Origin of the sequence: Komagataeibacter swingsii (genome assembly GCF_003207895.1) — a bacterium.
GTDB lineage: Bacteria > Pseudomonadota > Alphaproteobacteria > Acetobacterales > Acetobacteraceae > Komagataeibacter > Komagataeibacter swingsii.
The window spans coordinates 1-1,309 of the sequence record NZ_NKUB01000082.1; the positions used below are offsets into that span (position 1 = coordinate 1).

1 protein-coding gene is annotated in these 1,309 nt (G+C 58.2%); it reads right to left on the reverse strand.

Translation table 11 applies throughout. The annotated features are described in order from the left end of the window. Positions 1-199: 199 nt before the first annotated feature. A complete protein-coding gene (locus CFR76_RS17390; protein ID WP_038507926.1) occupies positions 200-1,222 on the reverse strand; it encodes an IS110 family RNA-guided transposase in 1,023 nt (340 codons plus the stop codon). Positions 1,223-1,309: the final 87 nt, after the last annotated feature.

Here is a 1,309-nt window from a genome sequence, read left to right on the forward strand (position 1 = left end):
TAAGGCCTGTTGATGTGGCCTTTCAGAAGCCACTGGCCAGTATGGTGATCAGCGGATCAGATCCAAATCTCACAGGCGTGCTTTAAAGCACAGAGAAATCCACTGGTTTTTCCGATCCGGATCAGACGATCATGCGCCCATTCAGGTCATCGCCCTCTCACACCTCTACCGGTTCCATCCGCGGGAGCCGAGCCATCGCTCAGGCTGCCAGGGACAGGGCCGGATCCCGATAATCCTCCTGTTTTGTTGCCATGGCCCAGATGGCTCGTGCCATCCTGTTGGCCAGCGCAATGGCTACCAGCATACGGGGCTTGCGGGTCAACATCCGTGCCAGCCAGCTTCCCGGTGCAGGGGCCTTACGGCTGGCCCAGTTCACCTGGGTCATGGCGCCCATGATGAGAAGCCTGCGGATATCAGCCTGCCCGGCTTTTGATATCTTCCCCAGCCTTTCCTTTCCGCCAGATGAGAACTGACGGGGCACCAGCCCCAGCCACGCAGCAAAGTCGCGCCCGCGCCGGAAGCTCTGCAGGTCAGGCGCAAAAGCTTCAATCGCAAGAGCGGTCAGAGGACCCACTCCAGGCATGCTCTGCAATCTGCAGGTGTTTTCACTTTCCTGGGCAAGCATCCTGATCTTCTTTGTTCTGACATCAATCCGCACACTCTGCTCCGAAATCTGTCGCAGCAGATCAAGGCATTCCTGCTTCACAGCCTCTGGCAGAACCGCCTCATCCAGCATGGCTTCAATGTGTCTGATATGCGCAATCCCCTGTGGCACGACGAGACCGAATTCATACAGAACGGCACGCAGGGCATTCACCAGTTCCGTGCGCTGGTGCACCAGACGCTGCCGGGCCCGGAAAAGAACGCCACGCGCCTGCTGCGCTTCAGTGCGTGGTTCGACAAAGCGCATTTCCGGCTGACGGGCCGCAATGACGATCGCTTCCGCATCAGCAGCATCGTTCTTCTGGCGCTTCACGAAAGGCTTCACATACTGCGGAGCGATCAGTCTGACCTCGTGACCAGCTCCTGCCAGTTCGCGAGCCCAGTAATGCGCGCTCCCGCACGCTTCAAGAACGACCAGAGCAGGCGGCTGCGTGGCCATGAACTGCATAAACTGCTGACGACGCAGCTTTTTGCGAAACATCACCTCGCCCGCACGCGAAGCTCCATGAACCTGGAAAATGTTCTTTGCCAGATCAACGCCTATCACTGTATCCTTCATCTGCCGTCCTTTCGCGCAGTCGTTTCTTCCAACGACCATTCTGGCACATTGCGATGCCGTGCGGGGAGGACGGCAACCACCCCATCT

Coding starts and splice junctions, on each gene's coding strand:
- CFR76_RS17390 (WP_038507926.1), bottom strand. CDS start 1,222: ATGAAGGATACAGTGATAGGCGTTGATCTGGCAAAGAACATTTTCCAG.